Here is a 14,627-nt window from a genome sequence, read left to right as displayed (position 1 = left end):
AGGGGCCGTGCGCGAGCTCGTCGGCCGCTGTGATGACGGCCCGACGGCGGCGCTCCGGCCAGGGTGTCGGGTGCGGCCCCATGCGACGGCCCGACGGCGGAGGCCGGCCCGGGCAGTCACGCGCGCCCCGTCGTCGGGACGTCCTACGCCGCGACGTCCTGCGTCCGCCGCGCCACGAGCGCGCTCTTGCCGCGCTTGCGCTGGGCCGCGGCGAACATGGCCATGAACACGGCTGTCGTCACGAGCGCGGCGATCGCGTTCGCGACGGTTCCGTCGGGGGTCGAGTGCCGGTCTCCGAGAGTGAGCAGCAGGGCGACGTTCACGAGCCAGTGCACGAGGGTCGCGAGCGCGACGCGCTGCCGCACGGTGCCTCGTCCGAAGTGCCCCATGAGCACCGACAGGGCCACGGTCGCGAGCAGGAAGCCCACGATCACGACCGGCCCCTCGGTGAAGATCTGCACGTGCCACACGCCCCACACGAGGCCTGTCACGATGCTCGCGACCAGGAGCGAGAACCGGTTCTCGAGCAGCGGCTGGAGCATGCCGCGCCACCCGATCTCCTCGCCGGCCGCGCCCACCAGGTAGGTGAGCAGGAGGAGCGCGAACGGCACACCCGCGGTCGCGTGCACCCCTTCGAGGGGTTCGCCCTGGACCAGGAGCGTCACGACGAGCACGCCCCAGTAGAGCAGGCACGCGGCGAGCGCCAGGACCAGGTGGGCGACGACCTGACGGCGAGGGACTGCGCTCGGCAGCAGCGGCGCGAGGCGCCCCCGGAAGATCGCGAACGTGAGACCGGCCCCGATCGCGGGGCCGAGCTGGACGAGGGCGAGCACCGACGGGTCGATCCCCGAGACCGGTTGGACGAGGAGCATCGCGCCCGACGCGACGAACGTCGCGAGGACGAACGTGAGGGTCGGGGCGAGGAAGGCGCGGGCCGCGGGGGCCGGGGCGGTCGGGGTCACGCCGCAGGCTCGCAGCCGATCGTGCGGGGTGTCAACCTCAACCGGCCACGAGCTCCTGGGTCCCGACAGCCCGCAGGACGAACGCCTCGGTGGCCTCGATCGCGCGCTCGCGCTGGGCGGGGTCCTCGGGGATGAGGCGGCCCGAGAGGCACGCGTTGACGAGCTGGACCGTGGTGCCGAGGTCCTGCTCGGGGAACTCGCCGCACGCGATGCCCGCGGTCAGGATGCGACGCAGCGTGTCCTCGACGATCACGGCGTGCTCGCGCAGGCGCTGCTGCGTGCCGCGCGAGAGCACGGTGCGCAGGTCCGGCCCGGGGGCCAGGTGGAAGACGCGCTTGAGCTGTGCCTGCTGGCGGATGTAGGTGCGGAGCTGCTCGACCGGGTCGTCGACCCCCTCGAGCGCGCGCTCCAGGGTGCCGACGTACTGCTCGGTCTCGTGCGTGATGAACCCCAGGAGCAGCGACTCCTTGTCGGGGAAGTGGTTGTACACCGCGGTGCGTCCCACGCCCGCCGCGGCGGCGATGTCTGCGAGCGAGATCGCGTCGAAACCGCGGTCCATCATGAGGTTCGAGAGCGCCGCGAAGAGCTTCTGACGGGTCTGTGCGCGGTGCTCGTGGAGCGAACCGCCGATGATCTTCGGCATGCTGACATCATAGGCACTTGCTGTCAGAATGCTAATTCGCGAGATCCTGCGGCTCCTGAGCCCTCCCGGCGGCGCGGCTGCCTACACTGGCAGCAGCCCCGGATCGACCCGACAAGGACGTCGGAGGAAGGCGACCATGACCGACCATCGTGCACCCGCCCGCTCCGACGGTCCCGCCGCACGCCCCGGCCCGGGCGCCACGCCCCGGCCCGCATCCGTCCGCGCGGCCCGCGAGGCCTTCCTCAGCACGGGCGCGCTCCCGCCCGGCGTCCGTCCCCTCGTGGCCGAGTCGTGGCGCCGCAGCGCACGCAGCGGCGTGGACCCCGACTCGCCCCAGCCGGACACGTCGATCACCGACCTCGACCTCGGCGCCTACCGGTCGCAGCACCCGCTCGCACGGGCCATGCCGATCGTGCGCGACCTCCTGGTCGCGGGCCTCGCGGGCGAGAGCGCGGTCGTCGCGATGACCGACGATGCCGGCCGCCTCCTGTGGGTCGAGGGCAGCTCGAGCGTGCGCGACCAGGTGGGACGCATCGGGTTCGTCGAGGGGGCGGTGTGGCGCGAGGAGCGCGTCGGGACCAACGCTCCCGGCACCGCGCTCGCCACGGGCCGCCCGGTCCAGGTCCTGGGCGCCGAGCACTTCACGCGCCCCGTCCAGTCGTTCAACTGCGCGGCCGCGCCCGTGCGCGACCTGCACACGGGCCGTGTCCTGGGCGTCCTGGACGTCACGGGAGGCCGGGTCGCGGGGTCGGGACTCGTGCTCTCGCTCGTGCGGGCGTCGGTCGCGGCGGTCGAGCGCGAGCTCGCCGAGCACGTCGCGCCCGGCGGTCGGCTCACGGGGGCCGCGAGCGCCCCGCAGCTCGACGTCCTGGGCCGCTCGGGCGGCGTCCTGCGCGCGGCACCGGGGGCAGCCGCGGGGTGGCCCGGCCCGGCCACGTACGCGACGGTGCCCGACGGCGGCACGCACGCTGCGCCGTCGGGCCGCCTGAGCCTTCGCCACAGCGAGATCCTCCTGCTGCTCGCCGCGCACCCGCGGGGGCTCGGTGCGGACGAGCTGGCCGTGCTGCTGCACCCGGGCGAGCTGTCGGACGTCACGGTGCGGGCCGAGGTGTCGCGCCTGCGTCGGGCCGTAGGGCCGCTGCTGGGCGGATCGCGACCGTACCGGCTGGGCGGGCCGCTGCGCACGGACCTCGACACGGTCCGCGACCTGCTCGCGGTGGGCGACGTGCACGGCGCGCTGACCGCGTACGCGGGTCCCGTGCTGCCGAGGTCGGTCGCGCCGGGGGTCGAGCAGCTGCGTGACGAGCTCTCGGCCGAGGTGCGAGGGGCGGTCCTCGCGTCGGGCGACCCGGGGGCCGTGGGGCGCTGGCTCGCGAGCGACGAGGGCGCCGACGACCACGCGGCGTGGCGACGGCTCGCGGCCCTGGCTGCACCGGGCAGCCCCGCGGCGGCGCGCGCGAGGGCGCGTCTCGCGCTGCTGGACCGCGCGCTGGGCTGAGGCGCCCTCCCGGACCGACCCGCGCTCGAGCTGACACCGTGACTGCAACCCTCCTGCAACCCTGGCGCCCGTAGCGTCCTGACCAGCCCGGCGCAACGGTGCGCCACGGGCTGCGGACCGCGTCGGCCGGCAGGCAGCCGACACCACGCGGGCCGCGCACGGCACGGAGCACTGCAAGGAGGCAGACGCACATGACCGTCTACGCAGCACCCGGTACCCCCGGGGCGATCGCCGAGTACAGGTCTCGCTACGACCACTGGATCGGTGGCGAGTACGTCGCCCCGGCGAGCGGCCGCTACTTCGAGAACCCGAGCCCCGTCACGGGCCGCACCTTCACCGAGGTCGCGCGCGGCACGGCCGAGGACATCGACCGCGCGCTGGACGCCGCGCACGGCGCCGCCCGCACCTGGGGGAAGACCACGGCGACCGAGCGCGCCGTGATCCTCAACAAGATCGCCGACCGCATGGAGGCCAACCTCGAGAAGATCGCGGTCGCCGAGACGTGGGAGAACGGCAAGCCCGTGCGCGAGACGCTCGCCGCGGACATCCCGCTCGCGATCGACCACTTCCGCTACTTCGCGGGCGCGATCCGGGCGCAGGAGGGCTCGATCTCCGAGATCGACGAGGACACCATCGCCTACCACTTCCACGAGCCGCTGGGCGTGGTGGGGCAGATCATCCCGTGGAACTTCCCCATCCTCATGGCGGTGTGGAAGCTGGCCCCCGCGCTCGCGGCGGGCAACTGCGTGGTCCTCAAGCCCGCCGAGCAGACGCCCGCGTCGATCCTGTTCCTGATCGACATCATCGGGGACCTGCTGCCCCCGGGCGTCCTCAACGTGGTCAACGGGTTCGGGGTCGAGGCGGGCAAGCCGCTCGCGTCGAGCCCGCGCATCCGCAAGATCGCGTTCACGGGCGAGACCACGACGGGCCGGCTCATCATGCAGTACGCGAGCCAGAACATCATCCCGGTCACGCTCGAGCTGGGCGGCAAGTCGCCCAACCTGTTCTTCGAGGACGTGGCGCGCGAGAAGGACGACTTCTACGACAAGGCCCTCGAGGGGTTCACCATGTTCGCCCTCAACCAGGGCGAGGTGTGCACGTGCCCGTCGCGCGCGCTCATCCAGTCGTCGATCTACGACTCGTTCCTGGGCGACGCGATCGAGCGGACCAAGGCGGTCAAGCAGGGCAACCCCCTGGACACCGAGACCATGATCGGCGCGCAGGCGTCGAACGACCAGCTCGAGAAGATCCTCAGCTACATCGACATCGGCAAGGCCGAGGGCGCCAAGGTCCTCACGGGCGGCACGCGGGCGGAGATGAGCGGCGACCTCGCGGGCGGCTACTACGTGACGCCGACGATCTTCGAGGGCAAGAACTCGATGCGCATCTTCCAGGAGGAGATCTTCGGGCCCGTCGTCGCGGTCACGGACTTCGCGGACTTCGACGACGCGATCACGGTCGCGAACGACACCCTGTACGGCCTGGGCGCGGGCGTGTGGTCGCGCGAGGCCAACATCGCCTACCGGGCGGGCCGCGAGATCCAGGCGGGCCGCGTGTGGACGAACTGCTACCACGCGTACCCGGCGGCGGCGGCGTTCGGCGGGTACAAGGGCTCGGGCGTGGGCCGCGAGAACCACAAGATGATGCTCGACCACTACCAGCAGACCAAGAACCTCCTGGTCAGCTACTCGGCCTCGAAGCTCGGCTTCTTCTAGGCCTGGCGCAGGCCACCGCGTGCGGGTCCCGGGGAGTCCCGGGCCCGCACGCGGTGGTGCGCACCGTCCGGACCGTCCGCCACGAGGGAAGAAGGAACCATGCCCGACGACGTCACGCCCGCCCCGCAGGTCACCGCACCGGGGGCGGTGGGGATCGTGCCGGGCGGGGCGGTGGGCGTCCCGGCCGGCGAGCCGCCCGAGCGGGTGACCCTCACCGAGGGTGCTGCCGAGCTCCTGGCACGGCTGCGTGTGCAGTACGGCGAGCTCATGTTCCACCAGTCCGGCGGGTGCTGCGACGGCTCGTCGCCCATGTGCTACCCGCAGGGGGAGTTCCTCACGTCGGACGCCGACGTGCACCTGGGGGACCTGGTGGTCACGGACTCGTACTCGGCCCTGGCCGACGTGCCCGACGCCCTGCCGCTCGGAGGACTGTCGGACGACCCTGCGCTCGTGGTGCCGCCGGGTCCCGTGGTTCCGGGCCCCGGGCCGACGGCACCCCGAGGGGCGGCGACGGTGCTGTCGGCCGCCGTCTCGGGGCACGTGCTGTCGGAGCCTGCGGGGGCACCGGGTCTCGCGGGCGACGAGACGCGGGCCGGGGGGCCCACGTTCACCGTGCCGTTCTGGATGAGCCGCAACCAGTTCGAGTACTGGAAGCACACGCACCTGACGGTCGACGTGGTCCCGGGACGGGGTTCGGGGTTCAGCGTCGAGGCGCCCGAGGGCGTGCGGTTCATGATCCGGTCGAGGCTGTTCTCGGACGAGGAGTCGGCGGCGCTCGAGGGCCAGGTGTTCTGACGGGTGGGCGGGGTCCGGGGCTCCGACGAGTTGGCGAGGGGCCAGCACCCCGACGAGTTGTCAGAACTGGGCCGGGCCATGCACCTGGCAGGTTCTGACAGGTCGCACGGCCGAGGATTCGTTGTCAGAACCGAGCCGGGCCATGCACCTGGCAGGTTCTGACAGGTCGCACGGCCGAGGATTCGTTGTCAGAACTGAGCCGGGGCATACCCCGGCTCAGTTCTGACAACTCATCGGGGCCCGTGCTCCTCGTGGCTCATCAGGCCCGCGGCCCTCGCGACGCGCCCGGCGCCCAGGACCGTACGTCCCCCGCGGACGGCGCCCGAACCCAGCGCCCGGCGCCCCGGACCGTACGTCCCCCGCGCACGCCGCTCGCACCCGCCGCGCATCACACCTCGCCACCGTGCCCGGCCACCCGTCGCATGGCAGGGTTCCGACCATGACCCCCGAACCACCCGTGGCCCCGCCCGTCCCCGCCCGCGTCCCCGGCCGGGTCGTGCTCGCGTGCCTCGCGGCGGCCCTCGGCGGGCTCCTGTTCGGGTTCGACACCTCGGTCGTCAACTCGGCCGTCGGTGCGCTGAGCGAGCACTTCGAGCTGACCGCGAGCATGCGCGGCATGGTGGCCTCGCTGTCGCTGCTGGGCTGCGCGGTGGGGGCGTGGTTCGCAGGCTCGGTCTCGGAACGCCTCGGGCGCGTCAAGGTCATGGTCCTCTCGGCACTTCTGTTCGGGGTCTGCGCAGTGCTCGCAGCCTTCGCCCCGTCGGTCGCTCTGCTGCTGCCCGTGCGCCTGCTCGCGGGGGTCGGGATCGGCGCGGCCTCGGTCATGGCCCCGGCTTACATCGCAGAGGTCGCCCCGGCGCGGGCCCGCGGGCGGCTCGGCGGGCTCCAGCAGCTCTTCATCACGATCGGGATCTTCGTGGCGCTCGCGGCCGGGCTCGCCATGGCCCGCGCGGCCGGCGGTGCGGCGCACGAGCTGTGGGGCGGCCTCCCGGCCTGGCGCTGGATGTTCCTCGCCGAGCTCGTCCCCGCCGCGCTCTACGCGCTCGCCGCGTTCCGCCTGCCCGAGTCGCCCCGCTACCTGGTGTCCCAGGGGCGCGAGGACGAGGCCAAGGCGGTCCTGCAGCGCCTCACGGGTGTCGGTGACCGCGAGGTCGACGACACGGTGCACGAGATCCGGGCCTCGATCGGTGAGCACGCGACGACGTCGCTGCGCGACCTGCGCGGCTCGGCGCTGGGTCTCAAGCCCATCGTGTGGATCGGGCTGGGCGTGGCCGCACTCATCCAGCTCAGCGGCATCAACGCGGTGTTCGTCTACTCGACGTCGCTGTGGGAGTCGGTGGGCTTCACCGAGTCGCGGGCCCTGACCATGTCGCTCGTGACCGCGGCGGTCAACATCGCCGTGACGGTCGTCGCGATCGGGCTCGCGGACCGGTTCGGGCGCCGCCCCATGCTCGCGGCCGGATCGGTCGGGATGGCGGTCTCGCTCGCGGTCACGGCCTTCGCGTTCGGGCACGCGACGACGTCGGTCTCGGGCGAGCTGGTCTTCCCGCAGGTGTGGGCCATGACCGCGCTCGTGGCCGTGAACCTCATGGTCGTCTCGTTCGGCCTGACGTGGGGGCCGCTCGGCTGGGTCCTGCTCGGCGAGATGTTCCCCCACTCGATCCGCGCGACGGCGCTCGCGGTCGCGACGGCCGTGCAGTGGTTCGTGAACTACGGCGTGACGCGCTCGTTCCCCGTCGTGAGCGAGTCGTGGGGGCTGCCCGCGACGTACGGGACGTTCGCGGCGATCTCGGCGTTCGCGGTGTTCTTCGTGCTGCGGTTCCTCCCCGAGACCAAGGGCCGGACCCTCGAGCAGATGGGGGACGGGGCCCGGGCGGGGTGACGTCCAGGATCTCACCCTGTCGGGCGCTTCCCCGGGCCCTGGCGGGAACCGTAGCGTTGGATCGGATACCTGGGGAGGGCCGCCGATGTTCACGCAGGTCATCGTGCACCGCCCCAAGGACGAGTTCCGGGGGGCGACCGTGGCGTACCTCCAGCGCGTGACCGGGGCCGCGCGGGAGCTCTCGGGCATCGTCGAGGCCGTGGTGTGGTCCGAGGGCGACGGCGAGCGGATCGTGGTCACCACCACGTGGGAGTCCCCCGCGGCCTTCGCAGCGGGCGAGGACGCGTTGTTCGACCTGATCCATGGCGTCCCGTTCACGGAGTGGATGCAGGAGCCTCTCGACGTCCTGCTCCTCGACGAGATCCCGCCACCTGCTGCCTGAGCACCGGGCAGGGGTTCACGCTCGCCGGGCGCGGGCCTACCATTCCGTGCATGACGACGACGCCCGCCCCGCCCACCCCGCAGGACCCCACGGGGATCACCCCGGACACCAAGGACTGGACGTGGGTGCTCGAGCGCCCGTGCCCGGAGTGCGGATTCGTGTCGTCGAGCGTGGACCCGGACCAGGTGGGCCCCGCGGTACGCGCAGCCGTCCCGCGGTGGCAGGAGGTCCTGGAGCGTCCCGACGCGACGCTGCGCCCGGACGAGCACACGTGGTCCCCGCTCGAGTACGCGGCGCACGTGCGCGACGTGTTCGGCATCTTCGACGTGCGGCTCGCGTCGATGGTCGAGGGTGACGACCCGCAGTTCGCCAACTGGGACCAGGACGCCGCCGCGGTCGAGGGTGACTACGCGAGCCAGGACCCGCAGGTGCTGTCGCGCGAGCTCGCGTTCGCGGGCGACCGGGTCGCGGGCCGGTTCGACGCCGTCGGGCCCGACGACTGGGAGCGCCCGGGACGTCGCTCGAACGGCTCGGTCTTCACGGTCCGCACGCTCGGGCAGTACTTCCTGCACGACGTGGTCCACCACCTGCACGACGTGGGCGCGCCGACCACCTGACGTCCGCCCGTGCGACCGTCAGGCCACCCGGCCCGCCCAGGCCAGGACGAGCCCCGTCGGCCCACCCGGCGTCCCGCGCACGACCCACGCCCGTAACCTCCCGGCATTCTTGGCGGTCGTCGCCCCGTCTAGCGTCACGTCATGACGCTTCCTCTGACGGGGTCGGTCCCCGAGATGTACAGCAGTGACCATCTGCTCGCGCTGCCGCGCTCGCGTGGCGTGGCGCGTCCGGGGATCGAGGCGCTCGCCACGGCCTGGTTCCCGGAGGCGGGGTGGGTCAGCGAGCCGTCGAGCGGTCCGGCGGAGCGTCCCATGGCAGGTGCCCGCTTCCGCGGCGTGGTGCCCGACGACGTCCGTCGCCCCGGGGTGCTGCGGCTCACCGAGGGTGTGGAGGTCGTGGGGCCGTTCGTGGTCCCGGCGCCGCAGTCGCTCGCGCTGGACCTGGCCTCGTCGGTCGCCGAGCTGTGGGCCGTGCGCGTGGCGCACCGGTCGCGCGACCGGCTCCCGGCCGAGGTCGACGACCGCGACGGCCTTGCCCGGGTCTTCGCCGCAGGGCTCCCGGACGACGTGGAGCTGCGGGTGCTGCGGTGGATGGTGGCCGCTGCGCGCAAGGTCGGGGGCACGCTGTTCGTCGACGGCGCGGTGCCGCTCGCGCCCGAGCCCGCGGCTGCGGTCGACCTGACGCTCTACAGCGCGCAGGCCCTGACCCCTGATGCCGCGCTCGGCTCGCTCCAGACCGTGGTCCCGGGCGCGCGCGTCGTGGAGGTCGTGGAGCGCCCGGACCGTCTGGTCGATTACGCGCTCGACGGGGAGACGGCCTACGACGGCGCGCTGCGGGTCGTGGTGCGCAAGGTGGACGTGGTCCCGGCGGTGCTCGGTGCCCTGGACTGGCGCGAGTACGGTCCGTTCGCGTACCGCATGAGCTGGGTCCCGGCGGACCCGTACGAGCTCGAGGTCGAGGAGCCGTCGGGTCTGCACCTCATCGCGCGCTCGCGGATGCGGGCCTCGGTGGCCCGGCTCGCGTCGGTCCTGCAGGGGCGGGCGGCCGGCGTGCTCGTGGACGACGGCGGCTTCGAGGTGACGTCCGCGGAGGTGGACGAACGCATCGCGGCGGTGAGCACGGCCCGCTTCTGGGTGTGACCCGTCCCCAGAGTTGTCCACAGATTCTGTGCACAAGCCTGTGGGTAACTCCGTGGGGCCGGGCCTCCGGTTGTGGACGAACCTGTGGTCTCGGCCCGGGCAGAAATACCTCGTGCGGAGGTCTTGCCGCGGGCCCCGGCACAGGACTAGAAACGACAGTGTTGGCTCCGACGGGTACGGACGAGGCAGCCCCGACGACGCTCTCCCGCATGGGAGGACGGACCGGCAAGGACGCTGGAACCACAACCCCGAGGGACCCTGGTCGACCGGAAAACGGTGGGACGTCTCGTGGCCGCAAGGCCCCGAGCTGCGGGTGACGACGCAGGTCTCCAGCGGACCGGAAGACCGATCGTGAGAGACACCTCCCAAGGAGACCGGGACGGACTTCGGTACGTCGCGGGGGAGGCGTCGAGCCGCGACGTCGACGCGGAGCCCGGCCGGCCTACCCCTGCGGCCGACCGCACAGGGCACACGGTCATCAGCGAGGCCCCCGGCAGCTGTCGGGGGCCTCGCTGAGTCACGGGCCCCTCGCACGCCCGGGTGGGCCCCGGTCCGGGCGCGCGCCTACGCTCGACCCATGAGCAACCTCGAGACCCGGCCCCGCGAAGAGGTGTGTGCTGCGGGGAGCCACGCTCCGTCGTCGGGCACCCCCGGAACCTCGCCGCGCGTGGAGATCCTCGACCACCGCCAGGTCCCGCTCGGCGGGACCCGCGCCATGGACGTACGCCGCACCCTGCCGCAGCGCGCTCGCTCGCTCGTGGGTGCGTGGTGCTTCCTGGACCACTACGGCCCCGACGACGTCTCGGCCTCCGACGGCATGCAGGTGCCCCCGCACCCGCACACGGGCCTGCAGACCGTGAGCTGGCTCTTCGAGGGCGAGATCCTGCACCGCGACTCGGTCGGCTCGCTGCAGACCGTACGGCCGGGCGAGCTCAACCTCATGACGGCCGGGCGGGGCATCTCGCACTCGGAGGAGTCGCCCGCGGGCCTCCGGCCGCCTCTGCTGCACGGGGTGCAGCTGTGGGTCGCGCTGCCGGGGGACCGGCTCGGCGACGAGCCGTTCTTCGAGCACCACGGCGACCTGCCCCTGTGGAGCGGGCCGAGGGGCGAGCGGGTCCAGGTGCTCGTGGGTTCGCTGAGCGTGGGCGGCGTCGAGCTGCGGTCGACCGCGACGGTCTTCACGCCCCTGGTCGGGGCGCAGGTCGACCTGCCCGCGGGGGCCTCGGTCCAGGTCGAGGTGGATCCGCGGTTCGAGCACGCGCTGCTCGTCGACACCGGCGACGCGTCGTTCGAGGGCGTGCTGGTGCCTGTCGCGTCGCTCGGCTACGTCGAGCCGGGGTGCTCGACGGTGACGGTGTCAGCGGGCGAGCGCCCCGTGCGCGCTGTGCTGATCGGCGGCGAGCCGTTCGCCGAGGAGATCGTCATGTGGTGGAACTTCGTGGGCCGCTCGCACGACGACGTCGCGGCCGCGCGTGCGGACTGGATGGCCCAGGTGGAGGTCGCCCAGGGCGACGAGGCGGGCGCGCCCGGAGCGAGCGGGGCGGAGGTGCCCGTGCCGGTCCCTGGAGACGGCGGCACGCGGTACGCCGCGGGGGCGACAGGCCGGCGGTTCGGAGAGGTCGTGGGGTACGACGGCGGGCCGCTGCCGGCCCCGGTGCTGCCGGACATCCGGCTCGTGCCGCGCAGGCGGCCCGTCTGAGGTCGTCGACGAAGACGGCGGACGCCGCGATCAGTGCTGAGAGGTCAGACCTCGTTGGCGTGGCGCGCCGCAGACCTACCGCTTCGCTCCTGGCCGCTCCGACGGGTCCCAGCCGGGCCGCGGCTCACGGGACGCCACGGCGGCGTCGCGCGAGCGGTACACGATGTAGGGCCGGAACATGTACGGCACGGGCGCCGAGAACGCGTGCACGAGCCGGGTGAAGGGCCACAGGATGAACAGCAGGTTGGCCGCGACGATGTGGAGCTGGAACGCGGCGGGCACGCCTGCCATGAGCTCGGGCTGCGGCTGGAAGTACCAGAGCGAGCGGAACCACGGCGAGATGGTCTCGCGGTAGTCGTACCCGTGGTTCGCGGCGAGGAGCTGGGTCTGGACCGTCGCCCACGTCCCGAGCACGATCGACGCCGCGAGGAACACGTACATGACCTTGTCCATGCGCGTCGTGGCGAGGAACACCGGGCCCGTGGTCCGTCGGCGGTAGATGAGGATGAGGAGCCCCGCGACGAGCACGAGCGCGGCGAGCGCACCCATGTACGTCGCGACGAAGTGGTAGGCGCCCTCGCTGATCCCTACGGCCTCGGTCCACGTCTTGGGGATCACGAGGCCCATGAGGTGCCCGAGGATCACGAACAGCAGCCCGAAGTGGAACATGGGCGACCCGAGCCGCAGCAGCTTCTTCTCGTAGAGCTCGCTCGACCGCGTGGTCCAGCCGAACTTGTCGTAGCGGTACCGCCACACGGACCCGACGACGAACACTGCGAAGGTCACGTAGGGGAAGACCACCCACAGCAGGATGCTCCCCGTGCTCGCACCGTTCATCGTCGTACCTCCTCGGAGGGCGCCCCCGCGGGGGCGAAGGGTTCGAGCGGTCCCATGGCCGACAGCCCGACCATCTCGGTCGGCGGCCCGGAGGTCACGAGCTCGAGGTACCGCCGCTCGGTCTCGGCGTCGAGCGGGGGCAGGGTCAGGCACACGGCCTCGACCACGAGCGCGTACGGGCTGGCCATGGCAGCGAGCGCAGAGCGCAGCACCTCGATGCCCTGGCGGTGCGAGCCGAGCAGGCCCGCGGCGATGCGCTCCTCGTCGCGGGACCGGGCGCGCGCGGAGAACTCGAGGGCCATGGGCAGGTAGTCGGGCAGCTCCTCGCCGTCGACCTCCCACCCGGCGGCGCGGTAGGCCTGCACGAACCGCACGAGCGCCATGCCGCGTTTCCGGGTGTCCCCGGCGGCGTAGTACGAGAGGTACATCGAGCACTTGCGCTTGAGGTCGAACGTCGCGACGTAGCGCGCCTCGAGCGCCGCGGGGTCGCCGGCTTCGAGGTCGTCGAGGAACGCGTCGAGCCGCGCCTGCACGGCGTCGGGAAGCTGCCCGACGACGTCGCGCACCTCGCGCGCGGCGGCGAGCGTCCCGGCGTCGGGGTAGTCGAGCAGGAGCGAGGCGGCCATGTGCGTGGTGCGTCGCTGCGCGGGCGTGGCCCGAACCGGGGCGAGGGGCTCCAGGAGCGGGGTGCGCGCCGTCGGGCGGGGCAGGAACGTGGTCGAGGGCGACCTCGTGAACAGTCCCATCAGCGGGCCGCCGTTCCGTCGCCCGAGGTGTCCTGCCCGGGGCCCTCGGCCCCGTCGGGAGTGCCCGGCGGGAACAGGCCCGCGGGCCGGCCGTTGCCGTCCCAGTTGAGGAGGTTGACGCGCCCCGAGGTCGACGGACCGTTGGGGGAGTCGGCCGTCTGGCGGGCCTGCAGGACGTGGAAGTTCTCGACCGCGACGGGCACCGGTGTCCCGCTCGACGAGCCGAACGGCCCGGCGCCGCCCATGCCGCCCATCCCGGGACCGCCGTCGAAGTCGAGCGAGCAGCTGATCTCCTCGAGCTCGCGCGCGATCTCCTGGTGCGCCGTGGGGATGACGTAGCGGTCCTCGTACTTGGCGATCGCGAGCAGGCGGTACATCTCCTGGATCTCGGTGCCCGTCATGCCGACCGCGCGGGCGATGGCCTCGTTGGGCTCCTCGCCCAGGTTGATGTCGCGCATGTAGGAGCGCATCGCGGCGAGTCGGCGCAGCGTGCGCTCGACCGGCACGGTGTCGCCCGCGGTGAACAGCCCCGCGAGGTACTCGAGCGGGATGCGGAGCTTGGAGATCGCCGCGAACAGGGTGCGCGGGTCTTCGCCGTCGTTTCCCGACGAGCCGACCACGTCGACCACGGGCGACAGCGGCGGGATGTACCAGACCATGGGCATGGTCCGGTACTCGGGGTGCAGCGGCAGCGCCACGCGGTACTTCTGGATGAGGGCCCAGATCGGGGAGGCCTGGGCGGCCGCGATCCAGTCCTCGGGGATCCCTTCGGCCCGGGCCGCGGCGACGACCTCGGGGTCGTGCGGGTCCAGGAACACCGAGCGCTGGGACTCGAGGAGCTCGTGCTCGTCCTCGACCGACGCGGCCTCGGTCACGCGGTCGGCGTCGTACAGGACCAGGCCCAGGTAGCGCAGGCGCCCCACGCACGTCTCGGAGCAGACCGTGGGCAGGCCGACCTCGAGGCGCGGGTAGCACAGCGTGCACTTCTCGGCCTTGCCGGTCTTGTGGTTGAAGTAGACCTTCTTGTACGGGCAGCCCGTGACGCACATGCGCCACCCGCGGCACTGGTCCTGGTCCACCAGGACGATCCCGTCCTCGGCCCGCTTGTACATGGCCCCCGACGGGCACGACGCGACGCACGCCGGGTTGAGGCAGTGCTCGCAGATACGGGGCAGGTAGAACATGAACGTCTGCTCGAACTCCGAGGCCACGTGCTCGCTCATGTGCTGCAGGATGGGGTCGTCCTGCATGGTCTCCTTGGACCCGCCCAGGTCGTCGTCCCAGTTGGCCGACCACTCGATCTTCATGTCCTCGCCCGTGAGCAGCGACTTGGGCTTCGCGACGGGGGTGTGCGGGCCCTGCGGGGCCGAGAGCAGCATGTCGTACTCGTACGTCCACGGCTCGTAGTACTCGTGGATCGAGGGGAGCTTGGGGTTGGAGAAGATCGTCGCGAGCTTCTTGGCCCGTCCGCCCGCGCGGAGCTTGAGCTTCCCGCGCTTGGTCCGGACCCAGCCGCCCTGCCACTTCTCCTGGTCCTGGTAGGTCCGGGGATAGCCGAGGCCGGGCCGCGTCTCGACGTTGTTGAACCACACGTACTCGACGCCCGTACGGTTCGTCCACGCCTGCTTGCAGGTGACCGAGCACGTGTGGCACCCGATGCACTTGTCGAGGTTCATGACCATCGACATCTGAGCCATCACGCGCACGGTGC

The 14,627-nt window shown here is 72.6% G+C and carries 12 protein-coding genes and 2 pseudogenes; 9 read left to right on the top strand and 5 right to left on the bottom strand.

From position 1 onward, the window contains the following. Positions 1-143: 143 nt before the first annotated feature. Positions 144-962 (bottom strand): CPBP family intramembrane glutamic endopeptidase, encoded by an 819-nt coding sequence (locus tag ASE15_RS02330; RefSeq protein ID WP_056644725.1) that lies wholly within the window; start codon positions 960-962, stop codon positions 144-146. A 37-nt stretch (positions 963-999) separates the two neighbouring features. Next, a complete protein-coding gene (locus tag ASE15_RS02325) occupies positions 1,000-1,605 on the bottom strand; it encodes a TetR/AcrR family transcriptional regulator (protein ID WP_056644728.1) in 606 nt (201 codons plus the stop codon). A 136-nt stretch (positions 1,606-1,741) separates the two neighbouring features. Here ASE15_RS02325 and ASE15_RS02320 point away from each other — a divergent pair, with 136 nt between their 5' ends. The 9 genes and pseudogenes from ASE15_RS02320 to ASE15_RS02285 all read left to right on the top strand — a co-directional run bounded on the left by ASE15_RS02320 (position 1,742) and on the right by ASE15_RS02285 (position 11,333). Beyond that, positions 1,742-3,103: a helix-turn-helix domain-containing protein gene (locus ASE15_RS02320; protein ID WP_056644730.1), complete on the top strand. Its 1,362-nt coding sequence runs from the start codon at positions 1,742-1,744 to the stop codon at positions 3,101-3,103. A 191-nt stretch (positions 3,104-3,294) separates the two neighbouring features. Continuing rightward, on the top strand, positions 3,295-4,818 hold the full coding sequence (adh, locus tag ASE15_RS02315) for an aldehyde dehydrogenase (protein WP_056644733.1): 1,524 nt from the start codon (positions 3,295-3,297) through the stop codon (positions 4,816-4,818). A 99-nt stretch (positions 4,819-4,917) separates the two neighbouring features. Beyond that, a pseudogene (locus tag ASE15_RS21795) lies at positions 4,918-5,199 on the top strand (DUF779 domain-containing protein); the annotation flags it as partial. Positions 5,200-5,427: 228 nt separating this feature from the next. Then, a pseudogene (locus tag ASE15_RS21790) lies at positions 5,428-5,613 on the top strand (DUF779 domain-containing protein); the annotation flags it as partial. 439 nt (positions 5,614-6,052) lie between these two features. Next, a complete protein-coding gene (locus ASE15_RS02305; protein ID WP_056644737.1) occupies positions 6,053-7,495 on the top strand; it encodes a sugar porter family MFS transporter in 1,443 nt (480 codons plus the stop codon). Positions 7,496-7,580: 85 nt separating this feature from the next. Next, positions 7,581-7,877 carry an antibiotic biosynthesis monooxygenase gene (locus tag ASE15_RS02300; protein ID WP_056644741.1) on the top strand — a complete coding sequence of 99 codons (297 nt, stop codon included), beginning with the start codon at positions 7,581-7,583 and terminating at the stop codon, positions 7,875-7,877. 50 nt (positions 7,878-7,927) lie between these two features. Next, positions 7,928-8,494, top strand: a complete 567-nt coding sequence (locus tag ASE15_RS02295; RefSeq protein ID WP_056644743.1) for a DinB family protein — start codon at positions 7,928-7,930, stop codon at positions 8,492-8,494. 141 nt (positions 8,495-8,635) lie between these two features. After that, positions 8,636-9,634, top strand: a complete 999-nt coding sequence (locus ASE15_RS02290) for a hypothetical protein (RefSeq protein ID WP_056644746.1) — start codon at positions 8,636-8,638, stop codon at positions 9,632-9,634. A 577-nt stretch (positions 9,635-10,211) separates the two neighbouring features. Further along, positions 10,212-11,333 carry a pirin family protein gene (locus tag ASE15_RS02285; protein WP_056760928.1) on the top strand — a complete coding sequence of 374 codons (1,122 nt, stop codon included), beginning with the start codon at positions 10,212-10,214 and terminating at the stop codon, positions 11,331-11,333. Between the two features lie 75 nt (positions 11,334-11,408). Here the strand turns inward: ASE15_RS02285 and narI are convergent, their stop codons facing one another. The 3 genes from narI to narH are packed head-to-tail and all read right to left on the bottom strand — an operon-like array spanning position 11,409 to position 14,622. Then, positions 11,409-12,170, bottom strand: coding sequence for a respiratory nitrate reductase subunit gamma (narI, locus tag ASE15_RS02280; RefSeq protein ID WP_056644751.1), 762 nt, complete (start codon positions 12,168-12,170; stop codon positions 11,409-11,411). Next, positions 12,167-12,916 (bottom strand): nitrate reductase molybdenum cofactor assembly chaperone, encoded by a 750-nt coding sequence (gene narJ / locus ASE15_RS02275; protein ID WP_056644753.1) that lies wholly within the window; start codon positions 12,914-12,916, stop codon positions 12,167-12,169. Before narJ ends, narI begins: the two co-directional genes overlap by 4 nt. Next, the gene (gene narH / locus ASE15_RS02270; protein WP_056644755.1) at positions 12,916-14,622 is read right to left on the bottom strand and encodes a nitrate reductase subunit beta; all 1,707 of its coding nucleotides are present in this window, start codon (positions 14,620-14,622) and stop codon (positions 12,916-12,918) included. Before narH ends, narJ begins: the two co-directional genes overlap by 1 nt. Positions 14,623-14,627: the final 5 nt, after the last annotated feature.

This window comes from Oerskovia sp. Root22, from assembly GCF_001429135.1.
GTDB lineage: Bacteria > Actinomycetota > Actinomycetes > Actinomycetales > Cellulomonadaceae > Oerskovia > Oerskovia enterophila.
Note: the sequence above shows the minus strand (reverse complement) of the source record. Positions and strands in the feature narration are given on the sequence as shown.

Coding starts and splice junctions, on each gene's coding strand:
- ASE15_RS02325 (WP_056644728.1), bottom strand. CDS start 1,605: ATGCCGAAGATCATCGGCGGTTCGCTCCACGAGCACCGCGCACAGACC.
- ASE15_RS02320 (WP_056644730.1), top strand. CDS start 1,742: ATGACCGACCATCGTGCACCCGCCCGCTCCGACGGTCCCGCCGCACGC.
- adh (WP_056644733.1), top strand. CDS start 3,295: ATGACCGTCTACGCAGCACCCGGTACCCCCGGGGCGATCGCCGAGTAC.
- ASE15_RS02305 (WP_056644737.1), top strand. CDS start 6,053: ATGACCCCCGAACCACCCGTGGCCCCGCCCGTCCCCGCCCGCGTCCCC.
- ASE15_RS02300 (WP_056644741.1), top strand. CDS start 7,581: ATGTTCACGCAGGTCATCGTGCACCGCCCCAAGGACGAGTTCCGGGGG.
- ASE15_RS02295 (WP_056644743.1), top strand. CDS start 7,928: ATGACGACGACGCCCGCCCCGCCCACCCCGCAGGACCCCACGGGGATC.
- ASE15_RS02290 (WP_056644746.1), top strand. CDS start 8,636: ATGACGCTTCCTCTGACGGGGTCGGTCCCCGAGATGTACAGCAGTGAC.
- ASE15_RS02285 (WP_056760928.1), top strand. CDS start 10,212: ATGAGCAACCTCGAGACCCGGCCCCGCGAAGAGGTGTGTGCTGCGGGG.
- narI (WP_056644751.1), bottom strand. CDS start 12,170: ATGAACGGTGCGAGCACGGGGAGCATCCTGCTGTGGGTGGTCTTCCCC.
- narJ (WP_056644753.1), bottom strand. CDS start 12,916: ATGGGACTGTTCACGAGGTCGCCCTCGACCACGTTCCTGCCCCGCCCG.